The 22,596-nt window shown below is 69.8% G+C and carries 24 protein-coding genes and 1 pseudogene; 19 read left to right on the plus strand and 6 right to left on the minus strand.

All coding sequences use genetic code 11. From position 1 onward, the window contains the following. The first annotated feature begins 312 nt into the window (after positions 1 to 312). From AVR91_RS17160 to AVR91_RS17185, 6 genes are all read left to right on the plus strand, one after another. Positions 313 to 3,417 (plus strand): sensor histidine kinase, encoded by a 3,105-nt coding sequence (locus tag AVR91_RS17160; RefSeq protein ID WP_063277364.1) that lies wholly within the window; start codon positions 313 to 315, stop codon positions 3,415 to 3,417. Between the two features lie 20 nt (positions 3,418 to 3,437). After that, positions 3,438 to 3,896, plus strand: coding sequence for a roadblock/LC7 domain-containing protein (locus tag AVR91_RS17165; RefSeq protein ID WP_085939650.1), 459 nt, complete (start codon positions 3,438 to 3,440; stop codon positions 3,894 to 3,896). A 25-nt stretch (positions 3,897 to 3,921) separates the two neighbouring features. Further along, positions 3,922 to 4,704: a DUF742 domain-containing protein gene (locus AVR91_RS17170; protein ID WP_038507849.1), complete on the plus strand. Its 783-nt coding sequence runs from the start codon at positions 3,922 to 3,924 to the stop codon at positions 4,702 to 4,704. Continuing rightward, positions 4,685 to 5,293, plus strand: coding sequence for a GTP-binding protein (locus tag AVR91_RS17175; protein WP_007033392.1), 609 nt, complete (start codon positions 4,685 to 4,687; stop codon positions 5,291 to 5,293). Before AVR91_RS17170 ends, AVR91_RS17175 begins: the two co-directional genes overlap by 20 nt. A gap of 429 nt (positions 5,294 to 5,722) precedes the next feature. Continuing rightward, on the plus strand, positions 5,723 to 6,142 hold the full coding sequence (locus AVR91_RS17180) for a roadblock/LC7 domain-containing protein (RefSeq protein ID WP_005156190.1): 420 nt from the start codon (positions 5,723 to 5,725) through the stop codon (positions 6,140 to 6,142). A gap of 3 nt (positions 6,143 to 6,145) precedes the next feature. Beyond that, entirely contained in the window at positions 6,146 to 6,736 is a 591-nt protein-coding gene (locus AVR91_RS17185; RefSeq protein WP_063272656.1) for a DUF742 domain-containing protein, read from the plus strand. A gap of 91 nt (positions 6,737 to 6,827) precedes the next feature. Here AVR91_RS17185 and AVR91_RS44315 read toward each other — a convergent pair whose 3' ends face one another. Further along, positions 6,828 to 6,959, minus strand: a complete 132-nt coding sequence (locus AVR91_RS44315; protein ID WP_267284119.1) for a hypothetical protein — start codon at positions 6,957 to 6,959, stop codon at positions 6,828 to 6,830. A gap of 152 nt (positions 6,960 to 7,111) precedes the next feature. Here AVR91_RS44315 and AVR91_RS17190 point away from each other — a divergent pair, with 152 nt between their 5' ends. Then, positions 7,112 to 7,705 carry a hypothetical protein gene (locus tag AVR91_RS17190; RefSeq protein ID WP_063272655.1) on the plus strand — a complete coding sequence of 198 codons (594 nt, stop codon included), beginning with the start codon at positions 7,112 to 7,114 and terminating at the stop codon, positions 7,703 to 7,705. A 132-nt stretch (positions 7,706 to 7,837) separates the two neighbouring features. On the opposite strand, the gene AVR91_RS17195 is transcribed toward AVR91_RS17190, so the two are convergent. Then, on the minus strand, positions 7,838 to 10,081 hold the full coding sequence (locus AVR91_RS17195; protein WP_063272654.1) for a helicase-associated domain-containing protein: 2,244 nt from the start codon (positions 10,079 to 10,081) through the stop codon (positions 7,838 to 7,840). 93 nt (positions 10,082 to 10,174) lie between these two features. Between AVR91_RS17195 and AVR91_RS17200 the strand changes: the two genes are divergently transcribed. From AVR91_RS17200 to AVR91_RS44430, 5 genes and pseudogenes are all read left to right on the plus strand, one after another. Then, positions 10,175 to 10,357 carry a hypothetical protein gene (locus AVR91_RS17200; RefSeq protein WP_016337576.1) on the plus strand — a complete coding sequence of 61 codons (183 nt, stop codon included), beginning with the start codon at positions 10,175 to 10,177 and terminating at the stop codon, positions 10,355 to 10,357. A 100-nt stretch (positions 10,358 to 10,457) separates the two neighbouring features. Continuing rightward, a complete protein-coding gene (locus AVR91_RS17205; RefSeq protein ID WP_063272653.1) occupies positions 10,458 to 11,858 on the plus strand; it encodes an NAD-dependent malic enzyme in 1,401 nt (466 codons plus the stop codon). Between the two features lie 92 nt (positions 11,859 to 11,950). Further along, the gene (locus AVR91_RS17210; protein ID WP_228709226.1) at positions 11,951 to 12,259 is read left to right on the plus strand and encodes an alpha/beta hydrolase; all 309 of its coding nucleotides are present in this window, start codon (positions 11,951 to 11,953) and stop codon (positions 12,257 to 12,259) included. Beyond that, positions 12,256 to 12,726: a cyclic pyranopterin monophosphate synthase MoaC gene (moaC, locus tag AVR91_RS17215; RefSeq protein WP_016337573.1), complete on the plus strand. Its 471-nt coding sequence runs from the start codon at positions 12,256 to 12,258 to the stop codon at positions 12,724 to 12,726. The genes AVR91_RS17210 and moaC overlap by 4 nt, the downstream gene beginning before the upstream one ends. After that, positions 12,723 to 13,639 (plus strand): annotated as a pseudogene (locus AVR91_RS44430) (molybdenum cofactor biosynthesis protein MoaE). Before moaC ends, AVR91_RS44430 begins: the two are co-directional and overlap by 4 nt. Before the next feature lie 217 nt (positions 13,640 to 13,856). Here AVR91_RS44430 and AVR91_RS17230 read toward each other — a convergent pair. From AVR91_RS17230 to moaA, 4 genes are all read right to left on the minus strand, one after another. Further along, positions 13,857 to 14,489 (minus strand): transglycosylase family protein, encoded by a 633-nt coding sequence (locus AVR91_RS17230; RefSeq protein ID WP_063272650.1) that lies wholly within the window; start codon positions 14,487 to 14,489, stop codon positions 13,857 to 13,859. Positions 14,490 to 14,944: 455 nt separating this feature from the next. Continuing rightward, a complete protein-coding gene (locus tag AVR91_RS17235) occupies positions 14,945 to 15,796 on the minus strand; it encodes a phosphatidylinositol-specific phospholipase C/glycerophosphodiester phosphodiesterase family protein (RefSeq protein WP_063272649.1) in 852 nt (283 codons plus the stop codon). A 111-nt stretch (positions 15,797 to 15,907) separates the two neighbouring features. Next, a complete protein-coding gene (locus AVR91_RS17240) occupies positions 15,908 to 16,162 on the minus strand; it encodes a MoaD/ThiS family protein (RefSeq protein WP_007033383.1) in 255 nt (84 codons plus the stop codon). 1 nt (position 16,163) lies between these two features. Continuing rightward, positions 16,164 to 17,228: a GTP 3',8-cyclase MoaA gene (moaA, locus tag AVR91_RS17245; protein WP_051972317.1), complete on the minus strand. Its 1,065-nt coding sequence runs from the start codon at positions 17,226 to 17,228 to the stop codon at positions 16,164 to 16,166. Between the two features lie 79 nt (positions 17,229 to 17,307). Here moaA and AVR91_RS17250 point away from each other — a divergent pair, with 79 nt between their 5' ends. From AVR91_RS17250 to AVR91_RS17280, 7 genes are read left to right on the plus strand one after another with little or no spacing between them, the layout of a single operon-like run. After that, a complete protein-coding gene (locus tag AVR91_RS17250; protein WP_063272648.1) occupies positions 17,308 to 17,772 on the plus strand; it encodes a MarR family winged helix-turn-helix transcriptional regulator in 465 nt (154 codons plus the stop codon). A gap of 33 nt (positions 17,773 to 17,805) precedes the next feature. Further along, positions 17,806 to 18,210 (plus strand): TOBE domain-containing protein, encoded by a 405-nt coding sequence (locus tag AVR91_RS17255; RefSeq protein ID WP_063272647.1) that lies wholly within the window; start codon positions 17,806 to 17,808, stop codon positions 18,208 to 18,210. Beyond that, a complete protein-coding gene (modA, locus tag AVR91_RS17260; protein ID WP_063272646.1) occupies positions 18,207 to 18,959 on the plus strand; it encodes a molybdate ABC transporter substrate-binding protein in 753 nt (250 codons plus the stop codon). Before AVR91_RS17255 ends, modA begins: the two co-directional genes overlap by 4 nt. A gap of 25 nt (positions 18,960 to 18,984) precedes the next feature. Further along, positions 18,985 to 19,752: an ABC transporter permease gene (locus tag AVR91_RS17265; RefSeq protein ID WP_063272657.1), complete on the plus strand. Its 768-nt coding sequence runs from the start codon at positions 18,985 to 18,987 to the stop codon at positions 19,750 to 19,752. Continuing rightward, positions 19,749 to 20,813: a sulfate/molybdate ABC transporter ATP-binding protein gene (locus AVR91_RS17270; protein ID WP_063272645.1), complete on the plus strand. Its 1,065-nt coding sequence runs from the start codon at positions 19,749 to 19,751 to the stop codon at positions 20,811 to 20,813. Before AVR91_RS17265 ends, AVR91_RS17270 begins: the two co-directional genes overlap by 4 nt. 10 nt (positions 20,814 to 20,823) lie before the next feature. Beyond that, a complete protein-coding gene (locus tag AVR91_RS17275) occupies positions 20,824 to 21,618 on the plus strand; it encodes an HAD-IIA family hydrolase (RefSeq protein WP_034308369.1) in 795 nt (264 codons plus the stop codon). A 37-nt stretch (positions 21,619 to 21,655) separates the two neighbouring features. Then, positions 21,656 to 22,471: a metallophosphoesterase gene (locus AVR91_RS17280; protein WP_063272644.1), complete on the plus strand. Its 816-nt coding sequence runs from the start codon at positions 21,656 to 21,658 to the stop codon at positions 22,469 to 22,471. Positions 22,472 to 22,596: the final 125 nt, after the last annotated feature.

The following is a 22,596-nucleotide window of genomic DNA, read 5'->3' on the forward strand; positions in this document are numbered from 1 at the left end:
GTAGTGAAAGAGAGTGCCTTGGATGGCCGAACGCTCTGGACCTTTCCCGAGGTGCAAGGCACTCTGTGTCGAACGCGATCCTGATGTCGAACACGACCGTGCTTCACTGGTGCGCGCCCGCGCACTGGCGGGTTAGGCCGAATAGACCAATGACGTCAGGCGGGATTTCGGCCAAGTGCACTTGAGAGACTGCGTCAAAGACGACTTCCTCATTCGTCAGAGTGAGCACTCGCGTCCAACGTCTCCCTGCCGGGTGGCAGGAGCGTGCGGGTAGTGGTCTCCGACAACCGACCCAGGCAGCAGCAGAACGGCATGTCCAAAATGGGCTTTCCCGGCCCGGATGAAGATGATGGTGGTGCGGCGGTGCCGAACGAAGACACCGCGGGGGTGGGAGGGACCCCTGCGCGGGAAACCGGAGACGGTCCTGGTGGGAAGGCCGGGTCGTTCCTGGGCCTGCGTAACTGGCGTCTGCGATCGAAGCTCGCGGCCGTCCTGATCATTCCGACGCTGACCGCGCTCGCGCTCGGCACGCTCCGCGTGATCGACGACAGCAGCGAAGCGGCCCGGTTCCAGGACACGGCCGACCAGGTCGCGTTCGCCGACAAGATCACCCTCGTGGTGCACGAGCTGCAGAGCGAACGCGCGCTCGCCGTCGCCAAGATCGCCTCCGGTGACCCGTCGCGCCAGAACGGTCTCGACGCGCAGATCGCCAAGGTCGACCGCGCCGTCGACGACCTGCGTGCCTCGGCCAACCAGATCAACCCGGACGACCAGGACACGAGGGACCGCTACGCGCGTGGTCTGCAGCGGCTCGACGCCCTGCGCCCGCTGCGCGGCGCGATGAACACCTCGCTGCTGGGCGACACCCCGATCCTCATCGCCTACTCCGGCATCCTCGACTCGCTGGTCCAGCTCGGCCGCGAGGTGACCACCGCGGTGGCGAACCGTGACGTGCTCCGCCTCGGCGTCACCGTGCAGGCCATCAGTGAGAGCAAGGAGTTCATCGCCCGCGGTGACGCGGCGCTGCTGATCGCCTCCTTCCGCTCCGGCTTCCCCGGTGACCTGTTCGACCAGGCGCGTTCGGCGGTCGCGAGCGGTGACGCCTCGACGGCGGCGTTCCTCAACAACGCCAGCCCCGAACAGCGTCAGCTCTACTCGGACACCTTCTCCGGTCCCGAGGTCGACGACCGGCGCCGCATCACCACGATGGCGTTCTCGCTGCACCAGCAGAACGAGCCGCCGGCGATCGACAACGTCGCCCTCGGCAACGACAGCCGGGTCGCGCTGGACAAGCTGCGCGCGGTCGAGACCAATCTGCTCGGCCAGCTGCGGGCACAGGCCGACGGCCTGGCCACCGACGCGATCAACTCGGCCTGGATCGGCGGCGCGGTCGTGCTGCTGGCGCTGCTCGCGGCGCTGTTCCTGATGCTCGTCATCGCCCGCCTGATGCTGCGCCCGCTGCGGGTGCTGCGGAAGACGGCGCTCGACGTGGCCTACACACGACTGCCGGAAACCGTGCAAGCGATCCTCGACGACCCGGACCCGGTCAACGCCTCGAAGCGGTCGGTCGAGCCGGTGCCCGTCACGTCGCGTGACGAGATCGGTGAAGTGGCGCGGTCGTTCGACGTCGTCCACGAACAGGCCGTCAAGATGGCCGCCGAACAGGCCCTCCTGCGCGAGAACGTCAACGGCATCTTCGTGAACCTGTCCCGCCGGTCGCAGCGGCTGGTGGAACGCCAGCTCGGCGTGATCGACCGGCTGGAGGCCGACGAGCAGGACCCGGACCACTTGGCCAGCCTGTTCGAGCTCGACCACCTCGCCACGCGGCTGCGCCGCAACGGTGAAAGCCTCCTGGTGCTCTCGGGCGCCGGTCTCGCGAAGTCGGTGCCCAAGCCGGTGCCCGCCGCCGACGTCATCGGCGCCGCGGTCTCGGAGATCGAGCAGTACGCCCGGATCGAGATCGGGATCGTCCCCGAGGTCGCCGTCCAGGGCCTGACGATCCACGACCTCGTGCACGTGCTCGCGGAACTGCTGGACAACGCCACCTACTTCTCCGAGCCGGAGACGAAGGTGACCGTCCGCGCGGTGATCACCCGCAAGAAGGCGCTCGCCATCCAGGTCACCGACCACGGTGTCGGTATGACCGAGGAGCGGCTCGCCGAGGTCAACCAGCGCCTGGCCGACCCGCCGGACCTGGATGTCTCGGTGACCCGGCGGATGGGCCTGTACGTGGTCGCGCGCCTGGCGCGCCGCCACGGCATCGAGGTCCGGCTCCGGGAGAACGAGGACATCGAGGGCGGCGTGATCGCGCGGGTCGTCGTGCCGGCCGAGCTGCTCACGCAGATGCGGCCCGGCGTGCGCAACACCCCGCCGCCGGCGAACCGCTCGGAAACGTCGATGCCTTCGATGCCGTCGGTGTCCGAGATGTCGTCCTCGCTGCCGAACGTCCCCGCCTCCGACCGCGGCCTGGAGATGACTCCTCCGCCGCCGTCGAAGCCGCCGGCCGCTCCGCAACCGGTCGCGTCGCAGGGCGGGCTCGTCCCGCTCGACCAGCCGATCAGCCTCGACGACCTGGTCGCGGGCAAGAACGCGGCCGGGCCGTTCCTCAGCCCCGCGTCCCCCGCCGAGGAGACCCCGGCGTGGCCGACGGCCGAAGACATCTCGCCGGCGAACGGCGACGGCGCCTCCAGCGGCACCGACACCCAGTTCGCGTCGCTGGTGCTGCCGAAGCGGGAGCCGAAGTACACGCCGGTCGAGCCGCCGAGCAAGCCGGAGGAGCCCTCCGACGCCGGGAAGTCGGCGCTCGAGGACGACGTCCCCACCCGGCGGCTGCCGATCTACCAGTCGGTGCTCTCGCGCTGGTTCAGCGAAGGTGACGAGACCGGGGGCGACTCCGCGACGACGTACACCGAGCCGGTCGAGTCCGAACTGCCCGTGCGGACCCCCAACGGTGGCGCCGAAGCGGCGGAACCCGCGGCCGAGGACACTTCCGGAGAGGCATTGCCCACTCGGACCCCACGGAGTGTTCCGCCGGAGACGGTGCTCCAGGACAATGGCTGGCGCAGCGCGTCGGACGACGGCTGGCAGGCGGCGCAGGTCCTGTACGAAGACCGGAACGACGAGATCACCCCGGCGGGCCTGCCCAAACGGGTGCCGAACCAGTACCTCGTCCCCGGCTCGATCGGCGGGAACGAGCCGAAGAAGGAAGACTCGTTCGCCGACAAGACCTCCGGAATGCCGGGCACGGGTGCGATCGCCCGCTCGGCGACGGCGGCGCGGAGTCGGATGGCAAGCTTCCAGAAGGGCTACACGTCGGGACGGCACGCGTTGAAGGAACGCCCGCTCGATGCGCTGGATGACAACGGCGTTCCGGTGACCGGCAGGGATACCTCTGCCGATGACAGCAGTAAGGAGTGACAGTGACACGGGCGGGTGCGATGCAGCCGGGTGGTCCGGCGCAGCCTGGCGGCCAGGCGCAGGGTAAAGGACACACGAGCAGCTTTGCCTGGCTGATCACGGATTTCGTGCACCGGGTCCCGGGCGCGGCGCATGCCGTGGTGGTGTCGGCGGACGGGTTGCTGCTGGCATCCTCGAAGGGACTTCCCAAGGACAGGGCCGATCAGCTGGCCGCGGTCGCGTCGGGGCTCACGAGCCTCGCGCGCGGTGCGGCGAAGGTGTTCGAGGGCGGCACGGTCGCGCAGACGGTGGTCGAGATGGCCAACGGCTTCCTCTTCCTGATGTCGGTGTCCGACGGTTCCTGCCTGGCGGTCCTCGGATCGCCGGAGAGCGACATCGGCTTGGTCGTCTACGAGATGACCCTGCTGGTGGAACGGGTGGGGCAACAGCTGACACCGGAGATGCGCGCGCAGCTGCAGGGCGCGTCGGTCCGCCGCTGAGCGACCGGGAACCGAGGAGAATGCCGTGGACGACGGGCGCTTGAGGGGCGATGGCCGGCTCGGTGACGACTTCTCCGGCGGGTGGTCGGAACGAGACGACGGCCGGGAGGACTGGACGTCCTTCCGGGACCGGGTCGACCGCGAATGGCGATCGAGGCGGGCACAGGGGTCGGACAACGACCCCGTGTCCCCGGACGAGGCCTCCCGCTGGCTGACCGATTCGAACGCGGGTCAGGGACCCGCCGACTTCAGCGTCTCGGACTACCGGGAACGCCTGCTCGGCGGGCCGGGGGCGGAGCTGTTCGGTGGTGGCAGCGGTCCGCTCTACGACTCGGGCGAGTTCGCCAAGTTCTCCTTCGACAAGGAGGAGGAGCGCCGGGCGGCTGCCGCCGCCGACCCGCTCGCCGCGGCCCTGCCGCAGCAGGCGCAGAACGAGTTCGTCGACGAGCAGTACACCACCGACGTCGAATCCTCCGGCCTGGTCCGGCCGTATTTCCGCACGCGGGGCCGGACCAAGCCGACGTACGACCTTGCCATCGAGGCGTTGATCTCGACCAGCGAACAGGGACGTGTGCTCGACCGGGTACGCGTCCCCGAACACCGGTCGATCTGCGACCTTTGCCTGGACACCCGGTCCGTCGCCGAAGTCGCGGCGCTGTTGCGCCTGCCGCTCGGCGTGGTCCGGGTGCTGATCGGAGACGTGGCCGGCCTCGGTCTGGTCCTGGTGCACACCGCCAGCCAGAACGTGGGTGACCGGCCGAGTATCGAGTTCATGGAGAGGGTGCTCAGTGGGCTTCGGAGAATTTGACTCCGACGCGAATGCGCCGCAGGTGACCGGACCGACTTCGTCGGCCAAGATCGTGGTCGCTGGCGGATTCGGCTCGGGGAAGACCACGCTGGTCGGAGCGGTTTCGGAGATCGATCCGCTGACCACCGAGGCCATGATGACCGAGGCCAGTACCGGCGTCGACGACAATTCGGCCACCCCGAACAAGTCGACGACGACCGTGGCCATGGACTTCGGCCGGATTTCGCTGGACTCGGATCTGGTGCTGTACGTGTTCGGTACGCCGGGCCAGCACCGGTTCTGGTTCATGTGGGACGACCTCGCGGTCGGCGCCATCGGTGCCGTCGTGCTGGTCGACACGCGGCGGCTCGCCGACGCGTTCCCCTCGATCGACTTCTTCGAGAACCGGAAGCTGCCGTACGTCGTGGCGATCAACTGCTTCGACCGGTTGCTGCACCACCAGATCGAGGACGTCCGGCACGCGCTGACGATCTCGCCGTCCGTGCCGATCATGGCCTGTGACGCCCGGGAACGTGAGTCCGCCAAGCAGGTGTTGATCTCGGTCGTGCAGCACGCCATCGCACACGATTCGGCGTTGCGGGCAGGCTAAAAGGGACGAAAGCCCGGAGCGGATGCGGCCGTTGGAGTGAACTCGGCAGGCTTCACCCGCTTCGGGGAGTGGCGTCACCGGTCGGATCGAACGCGGGGCGACCCCTTTCACGCGATCCGGCGGCGGCGACCCCCCATCGAGTGGCCATGACGTCGGTGACCTGCGCGGACGCCGGTTCACACCTGGTCGCGCCAGGCCACCACAGGGTGACCCACGAATGCGTGGTTCACGATGTGTCGACGCGGTGAGCGGCTGGACGTTTACGTTCGGTTAACGCGGTCGGCCGGGTGGCGGGCTCGACACGATCGACGGGACGAATACGCTGGGTGGAGGCGTCTTTCGGCTCGTCGGCACCGGGATCGGTGCTGGTGGGCGGGAGACGCCCGGACCACGCCGCCCAGGTGGTCTTGACGCAGCGAGGAGGGACTTGTGACGGCATCCGGGCAGCAGAGCTCGTTCGGCTGGCTCATCACGGATTTCGCGCGCCGGGTTCCCGGTGCGGCACACGCCGTGCTGGTCTCAGCGGACGGGCTTCTCCTCGCGCCGTCGGACGGGCTGCCGCAGGAACGGGCCGAACAGCTCTCCGCGGTCGCCTCCGGCCTGATCAGCCTCACCGCCGGTGCCGCCCGCTGCTTCGACGCGGGCGGGGTCAACCAGACCGTCGTCGAGATGGAACGCGGCTACCTCTTCCTCATGTCGGTCGCCGACGGCTCGTCACTCGCCGTGCTGGCCGCGCCGACCTGCGACATCGGCACCGTGGCCTACGAGATGACGCTGCTCGTCGAGCGGGTCGGCCAGCAGATCACCCCTGAGCTGCGGGCGCAACTGCAGGGCGGCGTACGTGGGTGACCGATGAAGATCAGCGGATTCACCGAACCGGACCCCGCCGGCTGGGACTCCCTCTATCAGGGCACCGAACGCGAGGCCTTCGATTCGCCGAGCCGGTTCGAGCTGAGCTCGATCAGCACGGTGATGCCGCGGCGTCCGGCCGCGCCGCCCCCGGAGCCGGCGCCTCCCGCTTCGATGCCTTCGCCGATCCGTCAGTCGCCTCCGCGGCCCGCGCCCGCTGACGTCGCGCCCGCTTCGGTCTACCTGCCTCCGGCTTCGGGCTCCCGGGTCCGGCCCTACACCCGCACCGGCGGGCGCACCCGCACCGCGCACGACCTGGCGCTGGAGGCGCTGGTGTCGACCAGCGAGGACGGCCGCCGGTACCGCGGCGTGCGGACTCCCGAACACCGGCAGATCTGCGACCTCTGCCTCGACACCCGCTCGATCGCGGAGATCGCCGCGCATCTGAGGCTGCCGCTGGGCGTGGTGAAGGTGCTCGTGGGCGACATGGCGGACGCCGGGCTGGTGCTGATCCACCAGACGGAGCTGATCCTCGGGGATTCCTCTTCGCGCGCTTTCATGGAACGCGTGCTTCAAGGCCTTCGCGACCTCTGACCCGTCCCGCATTTCGTCCTCTAGATGCGGGCTGGTGACCTAGCTGTCCTGAAGGCCACCTTCAGGACGTTAGATGTCCCAAGGGTGGCCTTCAGGACATCGCTTCACGGTGTGCCTGACCGTCGACCCGCAGCGACCGCACCACCCGCTGGCTCGCCGTCCCGCGTGAGTCGACGAACGCGATCCACACCTCGCGGCGCTCGATGGTCGCCTGCGACAGCACTGATCCTCGGCGACGCTTTCTCGCGCGCTTTCATGGAGCGGGTGCTTCAGGGCCTTCGCGCCCTCTGACCCATGTCGCATTTCGTCCTCTGAATGCGATCGCGCAAGGCGACGCGGAGACCATGAGTACATGGCGTGACCTAAAATCACGCTATGTCATCAGGTGGTCGGCCGCTGATCCTCGCGTTCGGTGACGAATCCTTCAAGGAATCAGACGTTGACGGCTTCTACGTACTGGCGGCCGCCGTCTTCGACCCAGCGGTACACGACGAAGCCCGGATCGTCATGTCGGAGCTTCGGGGCAGGCGGCGAATCCCCAAACTCCACTGGAACGAGATGGATCCGGCGGAACGAGCGGCCGCCGTCAAGACCCTCGCCGACCTCGACGGATTCCACCTTGTCGCGATCGGCTCCCCGGTACCCCGGCGGCGGCAGGAACGGGCCCGGGCCGGTTGCCTTCGGCGTTTGACCCTCGAACTTTCCGCGTTCGACGTCGAAATGCTCGTTCTCGAGTCACGGACAGCCACTTTGAACGCTCGGGATGTCGAGACGGTCAGAGGCGCCAGATTCGATTTGCCAAAGGGCACCCAGTTCCGGGTCGTCCATGAGAAAGGCAAGGACGAACCCTTGCTCTGGGCCGCGGATATCGTCGCCGGCGCGATCAGGGCCACGAAGGACGGGCAACCCGGCTATCGGCGGCTGATCGAAGACCTCGTGTACGAGATCGACGTGGAGACCAGGTGCTAGGCGGACATGCGTAAGGCCAGGGTCCCGGTCTGCCCCGGGTGCACCTGGCCTTGCGACTCGCGTGACGTCCGCGACGTCACGCTCCGAACACAGTGTAGGCCAGCCGCCGCCGCGAAGCACGCTGGGAAGTGGTCAGTCCTCCACCAGGGCGGCCGACGTGATCCGGTGCAGCGGGTAGCGCTCGTTGTCGGTCCCTTCGAGGACCCCGCCGCCGACCCGCAGCGGCCGCACCACCCGCTGGCTCGCCGTCCCGCGTGAGTCGACGAACCCGATCCACACCTCGCGCCGTTCCATGGTCGCCTGCGACAACAGCGCCAGCGTCGCGGACGTATCCCCGGCACCGCCGCCCTGGGGTGCGCGCACCGTCTCGCCCCGGCGGCGCGCCGACGCGGCGTCACCGGCCCGGACGTGCGCGACGATCTTGCCGACCTGCTCGTCCGTCAGCCCGGCAGGCTCTCCAGGCGCGCGACGCGCGGCACGCGCCTTCGCGGGCAGGCGACGTCCAGACGGCCTGATGTCCATGACGCGTCCGTCGGGTCCTTCGGCGGCCGGAGCGAACCCGGCGGCGCGGAGCGCGTCGAGGACTTCGGCGAGCGGGTACGCGCTGATGAGCACCGTCGGCGCGATCATGCGCAAGCCGTACTCCGTCGCGACGGGGCTGCCCATGACCTCGGCGAGCAGCGACGCGTCGTCGCAGCGCAGGAACGACTCGGCGGCCCCGCCGCGCAGCCGCCCGTGCCGCCGGGCGACGTCGTCGATGAGGTAGCTCAGCGATTGGGGTACCGGCGTCGCCGACTTCGACGTGAACAGCTGATGCAGTTCGCCCGCGGTCCGCCCGGTGTCGAGCGCGCGCCGCACGGACGTCTCGGTGATCCGGTAGACGGTCGCGTGCCCGGCCGATTCGATGTCGGCGACGGCGGTCATCTCGGCCGCGAGTTCGGCCTCCAGCGGACCCGGCGCGACCACGGTCAGATCCGCTTGGACGAGCACGTGGTCCACCGGACGCGGCAGCGCGTCGAGCATCGCCTCGATCGCCCCCGGGCGATCCTTGGCCAGCAGCGCCCGGGTCGCGGTGGTGAGCCCGCCGAGCCCGATCAGGCCGAGCGCGGCCCCCTCGGCCATCGTCCAGCGCACGGTCTCGTCCCGCAGCCGCCCGCCCCGCCGCGGCGCGCGCCAGGCGAGCGCGGCGACCAGTTCGTCGGTGCTCTTCACGCCGGCGCCTTCGGGTAGCACCGCCAGCGCGAGGAGGATCCGGCGTCGCGAAGTGGGCGCCAGCGGACGGCGCAGGTCCTCCGACAACGGTGCGATCGGCTTGTCCTTCGCGTCCCGTCCGCCGGCGAGACCGGGCAGCCGGGGCAGTTCGAGCCAGGCTTGCGCGACCGTCATCCAACGCTGCGCGGTCGGCGAGGCGAGCCACGAATCCGTGAGCGTCGTCGGCACCCACTCCGGCGTGGTCGCTTCGCTGTCGGCCACCAGGCCGGCGCCGACCGCGATCTCCGCGAGCAGGGTCACCCGCGCCTCGTCGACGTCGAGATCCTTCGCGAGCTTCTTCAGTTCGCGGACTCCGAGCCCGCCGGACTTCAGCACCGGTGGCGGCGTCTCGGACCAGGCGCGAAGCATGTTTTCGGTCTGGCGCAAGAACTCCATCGCCTCGCCGGCCGCCGTCGTGTCCACAGTGGACTGCTGATGCGGGTGGACGGGGAGCTCCGGTTCGCGCAGCGACGCCTGCTCGAACACCACCCCGCCGCGCAGCGCGATCCCGATTTCACGCGGCAGCTCGACGGTCTGGTCGTCCCGGCGCAGCAGCAGCCCCCTGGCGAGCAGGCGCTGGACGGGGTTCTGGGCCCGTTCCAGCGGGACATCGGCCGACGCGTCGCGGGTGCGGCCGATCGGCGGCCCGGCGGCCAGCGTCGTCAGCAGGGCACGTTCGTCCTCGCCGACCTCCGCGAGCGCGGCCTCGATGTCCGCTCCGGCGAGCGCGGGGGACGACGCCCCGAGCCCGGCGGGGAAGGGGCCGAGCGCGTCGCGGGCCGACGGCGGGACGCGAAGCGCGTCGTCCTCGCCCCAGACCAAGGCCCGCTTACGCAGCAGCGCCAGCGCCGCACCGATCTCCGTGCCGACGAGTCGCGCGACCTCGGCCGCGGCGACCGGCTCGGTGTCCGCACCGGCCAGCAGCAGGGCGTCGAGGACGGCGAGGGTGAAGGTGTCGAGGTCTTCGCACGCACGCGCGACGGAGCCCGGCGTGCCTGCCCGGGTGGCGAGCACGATGGTGTCGGACGGGGGCGGCGTGGACAGGTCGCGACGCGTGCGCAGCAGCGCGGCGAGGGCGTCGTCGGACTCCTGGCGCAGCCAGTCCGCCAGGGATGGCGCGGGCATAGACGACCAGGATACCGGGCGGGTGGTGGCCCGGCAGCCGCGTTCGGGCAGACTGTCCCTCGAGAACGGCTTGACCATGCTCTGGAGGACGTTGTGGCGAAGGGCGATAACAAGAAGCGCGCGGGCATCGACCCCACGTGGCCCGGTGAGGACGGGGAGCACCCCGTCACCGAGCTCGCGTCCGATCGGCAGGGCGCCTTGTCCCCGTTCGGCGACGTGACCTTCCCCCTCGACACGGTGCCGTACGTGCACCCCGAGACCGAGATCAACCGGTAAGAAGCTACTGACGGGTTACCCCTGCGAGGGTTCGTGGCGGTCGTCACGGGAGTAGGTTTTCGATCGACCTATTCGAGCTTTCCTCAGCGGGGGTAGTGCCATGCCGGTTCCCGGTCCCGGATATTCGATCACCGTCCGGGTGGAGGCCCCCGCGTCGTCCACCGCGGCGGGCGATCTGACGACCGCCGTCGGCCGGGTCGGCGGCGTGCTGACCGCGTTCGACGTCGTCGAGTCGCACCCCGACTCGATCGTCGTCGACATCAGCGCCAACGCCCTGTCGGAGAACCACGCGCAGGACATCACGCAGACCCTGGACTCGCTGCCGGGCGTCCGCGTGCGCAAGATCTCCGACCGGACGTTCCTGATCCACCTCGGCGGCAAGATCGAGGTCACCCCCAAGGTCGCGCTCCGCAACCGTGACGACCTCTCCCGCGCGTACACGCCGGGTGTCGCCCGTGTGTGCCAGGCGATCGCGGCGAACCCCGAGGACGCGCGCCGCCTGACCATCAAGCGCAACACCGTCGCGGTGCTCACCGACGGCTCCGCGGTGCTGGGACTGGGCAACATCGGCCCGGCCGCCGCGCTGCCGGTGATGGAGGGCAAGGCGGCGCTGTTCAAGAAGTTCGCCGACGTCGACGCGTGGCCGGTCTGCCTGGACACCCAGGACACCGAAGAGATCATCATGATCGCGAAGGCGCTCGCGCCGGTGTACGCGGGCATCAACCTCGAAGACATCGCCGCGCCGCGCTGCTTCGAGATCGAGAAGCGCCTGCGTGAGCAGCTCGACATCCCGGTCTTCCACGACGACCAGCACGGCACCGCGATCGTCGTGGTCGCCGCGCTGCGCAACGCCCTGCGCGTGGTCGGGAAGAACATCGAAGACTGCAAGATCGTCGTCAGCGGCGTCGGCGCGGCGGGCTCGGCGATCATCCGCCTGCTGCTGCGCAAGAACCCGGGCGACATCGTGGCCGCCGACATCGACGGCATCGTGCACTCCGCGCGCGGCAACCTCGACGAGAACCTGACCTGGATCGCGGGGCACACGAACAAGGAGCAGCAGGCGGGCACGCTGCACGAGGCACTCGTCGGCGCCGACGTGTTCATCGGGGTCTCCGCGCCGAACCTGTTCGGGGCCGAGCAGGTCGCGACCATGAAGTCCGACGCCGTCGTGTTCGCGCTGGCCAACCCGGACCCGGAGATCGACCCGCTGGAGGCGCAGAAGCACGCCGCCGTGGTCGCCACCGGCCGCAGCGACTTCCCGAACCAGATCAACAACGTGCTCGCGTTCCCCGGCGTCTTCCGCGGCCTGCTCGACGCGCAGGCGCACCACATCGACGACTCGATGCTCCTCGCGGCCGCCGACGCCATCGCGGACGTCGTGGACAACGGCAAGCTGAACGCTTCGTTCATCGTGCCGAGCGTGTTCGACAACGCCGTCGCCCCGGCGGTCGCCGAAGCCGTGAAGAAGGCCGCGAAGGCTGCGAAATCTGCCCAGTCGTAGGACGTGGTAGCAAAGGTCCCTTGCTCCATTCGGCGGCGCCGTCATCACTGTGACCGACGTCGAGGCCGACTTCAGGGTGGTGCAGAACCTGCGTGACCCGGCGACCCCGGCTGAGCGGGGCCAGGGAGATGCGGCGCGTACTGGGCGACCGGACGCGGATGGTGTCGGTCGACGACGGCGGGCAGGGGGTCTGGCTGAGCTCGGAGAACGCTTGCGGCAACAACGCCGTCAACCGGTTCCTCGTGGACGGCAAGCGTCCCGCGCACGACACGGCCTGCGCCGCGGACCGGGGCGGGCTCTTCGCCTCGATGACGCCGGAGCAGCGGCAGGAACGGGAGAAGGCCCTCGGCGAGGTTCGCTCGAAGCAGCGGATGTTTCAAGGACTAGCCTGCTGGGCGTGAGTGAACTCAGCCACGTCGACCATACGGGTGCCGCCCGTATGGTCGACGTTTCCGGCAAGACGCCCACCGCCCGCACCGCGCTGGCGGGCGGCACCGTGCACACCACGGCCGAGGTGCTCGGCCTGCTGGCGACGGACGGGCTACCCAAGGGCGACGCGCTCGCGACCGCCCGGATCGCGGGCATCATGGGCGCGAAGAAGGTGCCCGAGCTGATCCCGCTCTGCCACCAGATCGCGTTGTCCGGGGTGAAGGTCGAGTTCGTCCTCGACGAGACCGCCGTGCACATCACCGCGACCGCGAAGACGAACGACCGGACCGGCGTCGAGATGGAGGCGCTGACCGCCGTCGCCGTCGCCGGGCTGACCCTGCACGACATGATCAAGGCCGTCGACCCGGCGGCGACCCTCGACGACGTCCGCCTGATCCGCAAGGACGGCGGCAAGACCGGGACCTGGGAGCGGCCGTGAACCGGGTCGCGAGGGTGATCGTGGCGTCCAATCGCGCCGCGAAGGGCGTCTACGAGGACACGACCGGCCCGGTCATCGCGGACTGGCTCGCTTCACGGGGCTGGGAAGTGCCCGCGCCCGTGGTCGTCCAAGACGGCGACCCGGTCGGCGAAGCCCTGCGAGACGCCGTCGCGGCCGGGGTCCAGGTGATCGTGACGACCGGCGGCACCGGCATCTCGCCGACGGACCGCACGCCGGACGTCACCCGCGCCGTCCTCGACTACGAACTCCCCGGCGTCGCGGACGCGATCCGTGCCGCCGGACTGCCCAAGGTCCCCACGGCCGTGCTCTCGCGCGGCGTCGCCGGCGTCGCGGGCAGGACCCTCGTGGTGAACCTGCCCGGTTCACGCGGCGGGGTGAAGGACGGCCTGGGCGTACTGGACGGGATCCTCGACCACGCCGTCGACCAGCTGGCGGGCGGCGACCACCCACGGGAGGCACAGCAGTGAGCGTTCGGGTCGCACGGATCGCGGTGGTCGACGAGCCGCTTTCGGTCGAAGAACACGCCCGGCTGGTGGACGACGCGGCCGCGGGCGCCGTCGTCACCTTCGGCGGGGTCGTCCGGGACCACGACGGCGGGCGGTCGGTGGAGAGGCTCGCCTACGAAGGGCACCCCAGTGCCGCCGACGTGCTCGCGGAGGTCGTCACGGACCTCTCGGGGAAATGGGAAGGCGTGCGGGCGGTCGCCGTCAGCCACCGGCTGGGCGCGCTGGCCATCGGGGACGTCGCGCTGGCGTGCGCTGTGGCGGCCGAGCACCGGGGCCAGGCCTTCGCGGCCTGCTCGGAGCTGGTCGACGAGGTCAAGGCGCGGCTGCCGGTGTGGAAGCACCAGCACTTCAGCGACGGCAGCGACGAATGGGTCAACTCGCCGTAGCGGGGTGAGCCGGCCCCGGACCCACCGAGTGTCATGAAAGGGTCGTTCAGGACATTTTTCGTCCTGAACGACCCTTTCATGACATCTGGAGGCGCGATCCGGCCCCGGACACGACAAAGCCCCACCGCCGGGGGAATGGCGCGGTGGGGCCTTGTCAGTCGTGACGTGGCCGCGCGGGGAATCCCGCGGGCATCACGACTTACTGGTGCTCAAGAGCTCACTTGGTGGCGAGCTTCTGGCCGACGACGATGAAGTCGGCGTTCGGCACGTATTCCTTGTTCAGCTCCTGCAGCTTCTGGTAGCCGCCCTGGACGTTGAACTTGGAAGCGATCTTCGACAGCGTGTCGCCGGCCACGACGGTGTAGTCACCCGCCGGGTTCGAGTTGGCGACGTTCGCGGCCGGGGCCGGAGCCTGCTGCTTCTGGACCGGCGCGGTCGACTTCTTCGGGGTCACCTTCTTGGTGGCCTTCGGGGCGCTCGACTTGGCCTTGGCGGGGCTGGCGGAGCCGCCCTTCTTGCCACAGTGCGGCCACGCGCCGATGCCCTGGCCCTGGAGGACCCGCTCGGCGACGGCGATCTGCTGCTCACGCGTGGCGTTGTGCGCGCTGCCGGTGCCGCCGTAGGCGCGCCAGGTGCTCTGCGAGAACTGCAGACCACCGTAGTAGCCGTTACCGGTGTTGGTGCTCCAGTTGCCGCTGCTCTCGCACTGCGCGATGGCGTCCCAGTTGGTCGCCGACGCGGGGGTCGCGGCGATTGCGAGGGGAGCGCCGACCGCGACACCCGCAATGGCGACGCGGGCGATGTGACGGGTGGCGGCGGACATCTTGCGGTGCTTGCCTCGGTAAGACATGTGAATGAATCTCGCTCCCTGCGCCTACGAGTCGGTGCTGAGGGAAGACCCGCGGGTCTTGGCCTGCCGTTTCGGGCCGGCTGACTTCGCCTGACGCACGACGCGTCGGCTCGGTCCCCTCGTCCCTGTCCGGAAATGCTTTCGCTCGGGGTTGGGTCCGGGAATCCGTTGGACAGGGCTCGGCGCTACGGGTTCCCGGTGTTGCGTGGTCGGTCGGGGCCAACCGAAAAGCGACGGTACGTAACGAACGGCCGGGACGGAAATTATTCGAGCTGTGACCTACATCACAGTAACAGCACGCAACCCATAACGATTCGGCTGTTTATGCAGGTCAGCGGGCCGTTATCTGGCCGTTTCCTGACCGAGATAATTCACAGATCGTGAGGCTTGCATCACGTGGATTAAGGGGTGACTGGCCCATTCGTGCGCCTTCGCGCGCGAATGGGCCGCGCACTTTAGCGAGACCTCAAGAAGTTCGCCAGCCCTGGCAGGTCATCCGTATTCAGGTGGTCGACCCCGGCGGCGACCAGCTCTTTCCACAACGCGTCACGGCCGGGCCCCGCGACGTCCGGCGTGGCCCAGAAGCGCACGCGCTGACCCGCCGCGTGGGCCCGCTTCACCAGGTCGTGCAGTTTCGCCCGCTCCTCGGCGGGGAAAGGGCCTTCGCCGGTCCAGGTGAACATGCCCGGCCAGGAGTCAGAGACCAGCGGAGTGACCCGGGGGTCCGAACCGATGCCGAGGTCGTTCTGGTCCTTGATCCGGCCGTCGTAGAAGGCCAGCCGGAACTTCTGCCCGAGCATCACGTCCTTGGGGCGGCCCCCGGAGATGACCGCGGTGACGGCCCGCTTCTTCACGTGTCCGAACGCGTACAGAGAGAAAAGGAAGGAGTAGCGCGGGTCGTACAGCCGCTTCTCCAGTGCCGCGTACGTGCTGTTCGCGTCGCCCTTGACGTCGATCAGCAACTGGAACTCCGCCCGCTGCCGGTAGACGCCGACGCCGTGGTTGGCCAGCACACGCTTGCGCAGCGGCTCCAGGTAGAGCGACTCCAGGGTGCGGTCCGGGCGGGTGTCCGCGAGGTCGTGGGCGACCAGCAGCTGCCCGTCCACGAGGAAGATGTCGGCCTCGACACTGGTGAAGCCCTGATCGAGCGCGTCCTGCAGCGGACGGGTGTGCTCGTAGTCGTTGTGGCTGTGCGCCTGCGGCAACGGCTTGACGCCACGTTCGTGGGCGGAGGCGGGCGCGGTCGCGAGGCTCGTGGCGGCGACCGCGGCGAGCAGCGCGGCGAGGATACGGCGGGGAGTGATCACTGGCGCATCCTCGGCTGCTTCGGCGACCGGACGGTGAACTCGAGACGGCGAGCAAGGGACCTTTGCTACCACTTTCGAGGTTCGCGCAGGTCAGCGACGGTGAGCGATGGGTCAGCCGCCGGCGAACGGGGGCAGGACGTCCAGTTCGGCCGCGTCGGTCAGCGGCCGCGTGAGATCCCGCACCGCGACGCCGTCCAGCAGGTACGAGACCGCGTCGAGCAGCTTCGCCAGCTTCTCCGGGTGGAGTTCACGCAGACGGGCGACGGCGTCGGCGACGCGGGCGCCGTCCGGGAGGGTCACCTTCTCCTCGTCGAGGCCGACGGCCGCCCGGGCCGACGCGAAGTACCGCACCACGATGGTCACCATGTCAGCCGCCGATCGCGCTCATCGGCCGGATCGGCTGCGCGAACCCGGCCTCGTTGATCTCGTGCCCGGCGAGCTTGCCCCACATGGTCGCCCGCCAGGCGTCCGCCACCTCTTCTTCGCGCGCGCCCGCGCGCACGAGGGCCCGAAGATCCGTCTCGTCGTTGCTGAACAGGCACGAGCGCACCGCGCCGTCCGCGGTCAGCCGGGTCCGCTCGCAGGCGCCGCAGAACGGACGCGTCACCGACGCGATCACGCCCACGTCGCCAGGGCCGCCGTCGACCAGCCAGCGTTCGGCGGGCGCCCCGCCCCGCGCGGCGGGGAACGGCGACAGCGAGAACTCCTCGCCGAGCATGCCGAGGATCTCCTCGGCGGTGATCATGTCGCCGCGGTTCCAGCCGTGCTGCGCGTCCAGCGGCATCTGCTCGATGAACCGCAGGTGGTACCCCTCGGCGAGGCAGAACTTCAGCAGCGGCACGGCCTGGTCTTCGTTCAGCCCGCGCATCAGTACCGCGTTGACCTTCACCGGGTCCAGCCCGGCTTCACGCGCGGCGGCCATGCCGGCGAGCACGTGCGAAAGCCGGTCGCGACGCGTGATCGTCTCGAACAGCGCGCGGTCGACGGTGTCCAGCGAGACGTTGATGCGGTCCAGCCCGGCGTCGGCAAGCGACTTCGCGCGCTTCGCGAGCCCGATCCCGTTGGTGGTCATGGAAAGCCGCGGTCGCGGTTCGAGTGCCGCGACCCGCTCGACGATCTTCTCCAGCCCTTGGCGCAGCAGCGGTTCGCCGCCGGTGAGCCGGATGTCGGTGATCCCGAGCCGTTCGACGGCGATCCGCAGCAGGAGTACGAGTTCGTCGTCGGTCAGCACGTCCGCGCTCGGCATCCATTCGAGCCCTTCGGCGGGCATGCAATAGGTGCAGCGCAGATTGCACTTGTCGGTGAGCGACACCCGCAGGTCGGTCGCCACGCGGCCGAAGGTGTCGATCAGGGCTGGGTTGTCCGGCCTGGGCACGCTGGGGCGACCACGTGTACCGGGGACACGGGGAAACCCGAGATCGACTGCTGTCATTGACACCAGACTAACCCCGAAGCGCGCGAAAACCGACTGTCTAGAATCTCATTTCGCACCGAATCGGAGGGGTTTCCGGATGGCGAAATATCCGCTCTCGGCGGAGGAATTGGCCCGGTTCGCCCATCTCGGCAGGGAAAGCAGCACGCTGACCGTTCTCCGGCACGCGCGTATCGCCGAGCGGATGGGCCTGTCCGCCACGGACCACAAGGTGCTCGAACTCGCCGGGCAGGCGCCGGGACCGTTGACAGCGGGCAGGATCGCGGAGCTGACCGGGTTGTCGACGGGTGCTGTGACCGGCGTCATGGACAGGCTCGAGAAGGCGGGCCTCGCCCGCCGCGTCCGCGACACCGCCGACCGCCGGAAGGTACTGATAGAGGTCGTTCCCGGCGCCATGGAGCGGTACGCGCCGCTCTTCGAATCCGCGTACACGAACATGAAGTCGGTGCTCGAGCAGTTCTCTCCGGACGAGCGGAAAGTGCTGGAGCGATTCCAGAGCGCGTTGCTCGACGGTCTTCGCGACGAACTCCCCGGTACCGCATAGCTTTTCCGTATCTGCGGAAGTAATCTGCCAGACATGCCGCAATTTCGGTTGTCTGAGGCCGCTCGTCTGCTCGGCGTCAGCGACGACACCGTCCGCCGCTGGGTCCGCGCCGGCCAGCTGACCGCGTTCGACGACTCGGCGGGCCGCAAGGTGGTCGACGGCGCCGAGCTCGCCGCGTTCGCCAAGGCGCAGGCCGAACAGCCCGACGATCCCTCGAACGTCGGCCGTTCCGCGCGCAATCGCTTCGTCGGCCTCGTCACCGAGGTCGTCACGGACAAGGTGATGGCGCAGGTCGAGCTGCAGTGCGGCCGGCATCGCGTGGTCTCCCTGATGAGCGCCGAAGCCGTCCGCGAGCTCGGGCTGCGGCCGGGGGTGCTCGCGGTCGCCGTCGTCAAGGCGACCACCGTCGTGATCGAAACCCCGGAAGGAAGCCGATGAGGAGAGTCGTCCCCGCCCTGCTCGCGCTGGCACTGGCCGCGACGGCCTGTGGTTCCGGGGAACCGGCCGCGGAGGCCAAGACGCTGACCGTGTTCGCGGCGGCGTCGCTGACCGAGTCGTTCGGGACGCTGGGCAAACGGTTCGAGGCGCAGAACTCCGGGGTGTCCGTGAAGTTCAGCTTCGAGGGCTCCTCGGCGCTGGTCCAGAAGCTGACCCAGGGCGCGAAGGCGGACGTGTTCGCCTCCGCGGATCAGGCCAATATGGACAAGGCCGCCAAGGGCGAGGCGCTCGACGGGCAGCCGTCGGTGTTCGCCACCAACCGGCTCGCCATCGCGGTCGGCAAGGGCAACCCCAAGGGCATCAAGGGCCTGGCCGACCTCGCGAAGGACGGGCTGACCGTGGTCGTCTGCGCTCCGCAGGTGCCGTGCGGGTCGGCGGCGAAGAAGGTCCAGCAGTCGTCCGGGGTCACGCTCAAGCCCGCCAGTGAGGAGCAGGACGTCAAGTCGGTGCTCGCGAAGGTGCAGTCGGGCGATGCCGACGCCGGGCTCGTCTACGTCACCGATGCGACGTCGGCGGCCGAGAAGGTGGACAAAGTGGACTTCCCCGAGGCGGCGGGTGCGATCAACGAGTACCCGATCGCGGTGGTGAAGGACGCTCCGCAGGCCCAGCTCGCCGGGCTGTTCAGGGACTTCGTCCTCGGTGAGGAAGGCAAGAAGGAATTGGCGAAGGTCGGTTTTGGCACGCCGTGACCCCGCGCGGGGCGGGGTCCCCTGGATCCTCTGGCCGCCGGCGATCTGCGCGCTGGCGCTGGTAGTGCTGCCGGTCGTCGGCCTGCTGGTGCGTTCGGACCTGACGCGCTTCCCGAGCCTCATCACCTCGACGTCGTCGCTGAACGCGCTCAAGCTCTCGCTGCTCACCGCCGGACTGTCCACTGTGGCCTGTGTGCTGCTCGGCGTCCCGCTCGCCGTGGTGCTCGCGCGTTCGGGGGCGCGCGGTGTCCGCGTGCTGCGCGCGGTGGTGCTGCTGCCGCTGGTCCTGCCGCCGGTGGTCGGCGGGCTGGCGCTGCTGTACCTGCTGGGCCGCAAGGGTTTCCTCGGCATCCTGGTGACCACGCTGACCGGTGAGCAGGTGCCGTTCACCACGGCCGCCGTGGTCATCGCGCAGACGTTCGTCGCGATGCCGTTCCTGGTGGTGAGCCTCGAAGGAGCCCTCCGCGGCGCCGGCGACCGGTACGAACGGGTCGCCGCGACGCTCGGCGCCAGGCCGTGGACGGTGTTCCGCCGGGTCACGCTGCCGCTGCTGATGCCCGCGCTCGGCTCGGGCATCGTGCTCAGCTTCGCGCGGGCCCTGGGCGAGTTCGGCGCGACGATCACCTTCGCGGGAAGCCTCGAAGGGGTGACCCGGACCCTGCCGCTGGAGGTCTACACCCAGGCCGAGGTCGACGTCGACAGCGCCGTGGCGCTCGCCTTGCTGCTCATCCTGGTCGCCGTCGCGGTGATCGCGCTCGCCCGGCCGCGCGCGCTCGAAGGGGTCCGGTCGTGACCCTTTCGGCCGAGATCGCCCTCCGGCGCGGCGAGTTCACCTTGGACGTCGGCTTCGACGTCCCCGACGGGGGCGTGCTCGCGCTGCTCGGCCCGAACGGGTCGGGCAAGTCCAGCGTGCTCGGCTGCCTCGCCGGCCTGCTCCGGCCGGACCGGGCACGGATCACGCTCGGCGGGTGTGGCCTGGCCGGCCTGCCGCCGCACGCGCGCGGGATCGGCCTGCTCTCCCAGGACGCCCTGCTCTTCCCGCATCTGTCCGCTTTGGACAACGTCGCCTTCGCGCCGCGCTCGACCGGAGCCGGGCGCGCCGAGGCGAAGCGGCGCGCCCGGGAGTGGCTGACCGAAGTGGACGCGCTCGAATTGGCCGATCGACGGCCCGCCCAGCTCTCCGGCGGGCAGGCGCAGCGGGTCGCGATCGCGCGGGCACTGGCCGCCGAGCCGGGACTTCTGCTGCTCGACGAGCCGTTCGCCGCGCTGGACGTCGACGCGGCACCCGCCATCCGAGGTCTGCTTCGGCGGGTGTTGCGGTCCGGACCGCCGACCGTCCTGGTCACGCACGACCCGCTCGACGCGCTGGCGCTGGCCGATCACGTCGCCGTCCTCGACGGCGGCCGGATCGTCGAACGCGGCGAGACTCGCAGGGTCCTCTCCGCGCCGCGCACGGCGTTCACCGCGCGGATCGCCGGGCTGAACCTGGTGCCCGGTGTCGCCGTCGAAGGCGGTTTGCGCACGTCAGGCGGGTTGCTGGCCGGAATTTCGGCCGAGGACGTCGTCGAGGGCGAAGCGGCCGTCGCCGTCTTCGCGCCCAGCGCCGTCGCCGTGTATCTGCGCGACGGTGAGCATCGGGGCAGCCCGCGCAACACCGTCGGGGGAATCGTCGACGCGCTCGAACCACACGGGCCGGTGATCCGCGTCCGGGCCCGCGGCGACGACTGGGCGGCGGGGCTGGCCGCCGACCTCACCCCGGCCGCGGTCGCCGAACTGGCGCTCGAACCCGGCACACCGGTCGATCTTTCGGTCAAGGCGGCGTCCGTGGCTGTTCACGCCGTCTCGGATCATTAGGGTGGGACCCATGAACGAGCGCCGTTGGACCTACCTCAGCGACATGGATGGCGTGCTGGTGCAGGAGGAGCATCTCGTGCCCGGCGCGGACGAGTTCCTCAAGGAGCTGCGCGCCAACGACATCGGCTTCCTGGTGCTGACCAACAACTCGATCTACACCCCGCGCGACCTGCGGGCGAGGCTCGAGCGGACCGGCCTCGACATCCCCGAGGAGGCCATCTGGACCTCCGCGCTGGCGACCGCGAAGTTCCTCGCGTCGCAGCGGCCGAACGGCTCGGCGTTCGTGATCGGCGAGGCCGGGCTCACCACGGCGCTGCACGAAGTCGGCTACGTGCTGACCGAACGCGACCCCGACTACGTCGTCCTCGGCGAGACGCGGACGTACAGCTTCAGCGCCATAACCCGCGCGATCAGGCTGATCGAGGGCGGCGCGAAGTTCATCGCCACCAACCCGGACGCCACCGGCCCGAGCATGGAGGGCTCGATGCCCGCCACCGGTTCGGTCGCCGCGCTGATCGAGAAGGCGACCGGCCGTTCGCCGTACTACGTCGGCAAGCCGAACCCGCTGATGATGCGCTCCGCGCTGCGGCGGCTCGGCGCGCATTCGGAGTCGACGCTGATGATCGGCGACCGGATGGACACCGACGTCCACTCGGGAATCGAGGCCGGATTGCAGACGATCCTGGTGCTCACCGGCATCTCCACCCGGGAGAGCGCGGAGCATTACCCGTACCGGCCGACCAAGATCATCGACTCGATCGCCGATCTGGTCGGGCGCACCGGCGACCCGTTCGGCGAAGGCTGAGCGACACGATCGCATGCGGAGGGCTTATCGTCAGACGATGCACGACGATCAGCCCACGTCCCCGACCTATGTGGTCGGTGACGTGCACGGACACCGGGACGAGCTGGCCGAGGCGCTCCGGGAGAAGGGGCTGCTCGACTCCGACGACGACTGGGCCGGCGGCGAAGCGACCCTGTGGTTCCTCGGCGACTTCGTCGACCGGGGGCCCGACGGCGTCGGCGTCATCGACCTGGTGATGCGGCTGGAACGCCAGGCCGCCACGGCGGGCGGGCACTGCGGGACGCTGCTGGGCAACCACGAGATCCTGCTGCTCGGGATGTACCACTTCGGCGACACGGAGGTGCCGTCCGACTTCGGGCCGCGCAGCTTCGCCCGCAGCTGGGAGATCAACGGCGGGCTGCTCGAAGACCAGGACAGGCTCACCCCGCAGCACATCGAATGGCTCACCTCGCGCCCGATGCTGACGCTGGCCGCGGACCATCTGCTGATGCATTCGGACACGCTCGAGTACCTCGGCTGGGGCGAGGACATCGACGGGATCAACGCGCGTGGCCGCGAGATCCTCGAAGGCAGCGACATCGAGGCCTGGTGGGACGTGTGGCGGCGGATGACCACGCGGTACGCCTTCCGCGGCCCGGAGGGCGCCGAGGTCGCGCAACAGCTCATGGACCGGCTCGGCGGCGAGCGGATCGTGCACGGGCACAGCGTCATCGCCGACCAGCTGGGGATCCACCCCGCGCAGATCGAGGGACCGTATCTCTACGCGGGCGGGAAGGCGCTGGGGATCGACGGCGGGTTGTTCGTCGGCGGTCCGTGCCTGATCATCCCGCTGCCTTGGGAGCCCGAGGACTGAGCCGCCGGGCTCGTCAGTTGCCGGCCACGGCCGACGTTGCGAAAGCCACTTTCGCAACCTTCAACGTTGCGAAAGTGGCTTTCGCAACCCCCCCGCCGGTCAAAGGCGGCACCCCGGCAAGACCG

It is taken from the genome of Amycolatopsis keratiniphila subsp. keratiniphila, assembly GCF_001620365.2.
GTDB lineage: Bacteria > Actinomycetota > Actinomycetes > Mycobacteriales > Pseudonocardiaceae > Amycolatopsis > Amycolatopsis keratiniphila.